Origin of the sequence: Roseomonas indoligenes (assembly GCF_017813365.1) — a bacterium.
In the GTDB taxonomy this organism is placed as follows: Bacteria; Pseudomonadota; Alphaproteobacteria; order Acetobacterales; family Acetobacteraceae; genus Roseomonas; species Roseomonas indoligenes.
In genome coordinates, this window is record NZ_JAGIZA010000048.1 from 1,648 (window position 1) to 4,885 (window position 3,238).

Below are 3,238 nucleotides of genomic sequence, written 5' to 3' on the forward strand. Positions count from 1 at the left end.
GTTTCTCGTGTTCTTTTACAAGTAAAGATGGAAGGTAAGTTGAGCGGCCTGGATGGTTTGCTGGCTGATGATCTGCTTTTGGGCGGAGGGTTAGCGGGTGTGCTGTCAGGGTTGCTGAACGAGAGAGAGTTGCATGGTGTCTGCTGATCCGATTGGACATGCGGGCCTGGTGCGCGGGGTTGATCCTTGCGTGTTGGTTCTGCGTGCGGGCGGTGGATGAGATTGAGTGAAAGAAGGGCGTTCGGTGGATGCCTTGGCGCCAAGAGGCGATGAAGGACGTGGCACGCTGCGAAAAGCCGCGGGGAGATGCGAGCGATCGTTGATCCGCGGATGTCCGAATGGGGAAACCCCTCCTTTATGGAGATCGCCCGCTGAATACATAGGCGGGCGAGGCGAACCCGGGGAACTGAAACATCTCAGTACCTGGAGGAAAAGACATCAACAGAGATTCCGCGAGTAGTGGCGAGCGAAAGCGGAGTAGGCCAGTGGCCTGACAGTGTTAAGCCGAAGGATCTGGAAAGGTCTGCCGCAGTGGGTGATAGCCCCGTAGGCGTATGGCGCTGTGAGGTCCTTGAGTAAGGCGGGGCACGTGAAACCCTGTCTGAACATCGGGGGACCACCCTCGAAGCCTAAATACTCCTTGGCGACCGATAGTGCACAAGTACCGTGAGGGAAAGGTGAAAAGCACCCCGACGAGGGGAGTGAAAGAGACCTGAAACCGAGCGCCTACAAGCAGTCGGAGCCCTCATTGTGGGGTGACGGCGTACCTTTTGTATAATGGGTCCGCGAGTTCGTGTTGGCAGCAAGCTTAAGCCGTGAGGTGTAGGCGCAGCGAAAGCGAGTCTGACAAGGGCGCTTGAGTTGCCGGCATGAGACCCGAAACCGAGTGATCTAGCCATGGCCAGGCTGAAGGTGGGGTAACACCCACTGGAGGGCCGAACCCACGCCTGTTGAAAAAGTCGGGGATGAGCTGTGGCTAGGGGTGAAAGGCCAATCAAACTCGGAAATAGCTGGTTCTCCGCGAAATCTATTGAGGTAGATCGTCATGTGTTTACCGCCGGAGGTAGAGCACCGGAAGGGCTAGGGGGGCCCAAAGCCCTACCAAACCCTACCGAACTCCGAATGCCGGTGAGTATAGCGTGGCAGACAGACAGTGGGTGCTAAGGTCCATTGTCGAGAGGGAAACAGCCCAGACCACCAGCTAAGGCCCCTAATTCGTGGCTAAGTGGGAAAGCATGTGGGACGGCCAAAACAACCAGGAGGTTGGCTTAGAAGCAGCCATCCTTTAAAGAAAGCGTAATAGCTCACTGGTCTATTAGCTGTTCTGCGGCGAAAATGTAACGGGGCTCAAGCCACGAGCCGAAGCTGTGGGTGTGCAGCAATGCACGCGGTAGCGGAGCGTTCCGTAGGCCTGTGAAGGGAGACCGGTGACGGCTCCTGGAGGTATCGGAAGTGCGAATGCGGACATGAGTAGCGACAAAGAGGGTGAGAACCCCTCTCGCCGAAAGTCCAAGGGTTCCTGCGCAAGGCCAATCCGCGCAGGGTGAGCCGGCCCCTAAGGCGAGGGCGACAGCCGTAGCCGATGGAAACAGGGTGAATATTCCCTGGCCCCCCAGATGTGACGACCTTGAAGTTCTGTTCCCCCTTATCGGATTGGGGGGGCGGTTGGAGAGGTCCGGGAAATAGCACTGGGATTATGGACCGTACCCGAAACCGACACAGGTGGACTGGTTGAGTATACCAAGGCGCTTGAGAGAACCATGCTGAAGGAACTAGGCAAATTGCTCGCGTAACTTCGGGATAAGCGAGACCCTTCGCCGCGCAAGCGGAGGAGGGTGGCACAGACCAGGGGGTGGCGACTGTTTAGTAAAAACACAGGGCTCTGCGAAGTCGAGAGACGACGTATAGGGTCTGACGCCTGCCCGGTGCCGGAAGGTTAAAAGGAGAGGTGAGAGCCTTGAATTGAAGCCCCGGTAAACGGCGGCCGTAACTATAACGGTCCTAAGGTAGCGAAATTCCTTGTCGGGTAAGTTCCGACCTGCACGAATGGCGTAACGACCTCCCCACTGTCTCCAGCATGGGCTCAGCGAAATTGAATTCCCCGTGAAGATGCGGGGTACCCGTGGTCAGACGGAAAGACCCTATGAACCTTTACTGCAGCTTGGCAGTGGCGCCAGGAAGGGGCTGTGTAGGATAGGTGGGAGCCATTGAAGCCGGGGCGCTAGCTCTGGTGGAGGCAACCTTGAAATACCACCCTGCGCCTTTCTGGCGTCTAACCGAAACCCGTTAGCCGGGTTCGGGACCCTGCCTGGTGGGCAGTTTGACTGGGGCGGTCGCCTCCCAAAGTGTAACGGAGGCGCGCGATGGTGGGCTCAGGCCGGTCGGACATCGGCTGTTGAGTGCAAAGGCACAAGCCCGCCTGACTGCGAGCGCGACAGCGCGAGCAGAGACGAAAGTCGGCCTTAGTGATCCGGTGGTCCCGCGTGGAAGGGCCATCGCTCAACGGATAAAAGGTACTCTAGGGATAACAGGCTGATCTCCCCCAAGAGTCCACATCGACGGGGAGGTTTGGCACCTCGATGTCGGCTCATCGCATCCCGGGGCTGGAGCAGGTCCCAAGGGTTCGGCTGTTCGCCGATTAAAGCGGTACGTGAGCTGGGTTTAGAACGTCGTGAGACAGTTCGGTCCCTATCTGCCATGGGTGTTGGAGACTTGAGAGGATCTGTCCCTAGTACGAGAGGACCGGGATGGACGCACCTCTGGTGCACCGGTTGTGGCGCCAGCCGCATCGCCGGGTAGCCAAGTGCGGAACGGATAACCGCTGAAGGCATCTAAGCGGGAAACCAGCCTCAAAACCAGGTCTCCCCAAGGGCCGTGATAGACCATCACGTTGATAGGCCGCAGGTGGAAGTCGGGTAACCGACGCAGCCGAGCGGTCCTAATCGCCCGATCGAACTCTATCCATCCTACCGCTGAGGCCCAAAAAACCTCGCCGCACGCAGCACCAACACGCAACACCCTCTCAAAACAGAACCGAAAGCCAAGCCTTTCGCCCAACCTTCCATCCCACATCATGTCCATCCGGCCCGGTGGCCTGGTGCCTATAGCGAGGCTGCCACACCCGATCCCATCCCGAACTCGGCCGTGAAACGCCCCTGCGCCTATGGTACTGCGTCTTAAGACGCGGGAGAGTCGGTCAGCGCCAGGCCACCAGACCGGATAGATATGATACCAACAC

General features: G+C 58.3%; 2 rRNA genes. Both read left to right on the forward strand.

Annotation, left to right across the window (positions count from 1 at the left end):
- Nucleotides 1-221: 221 nt before the first annotated feature.
- Nucleotides 222-2,963 (forward strand): 23S ribosomal RNA (locus J5Y10_RS27475).
- A 130-nt stretch (nt 2,964-3,093) separates the two neighbouring features.
- A 5S ribosomal RNA gene (gene rrf / locus J5Y10_RS27480) occupies nt 3,094-3,208 on the forward strand.
- Nucleotides 3,209-3,238: the final 30 nt, after the last annotated feature.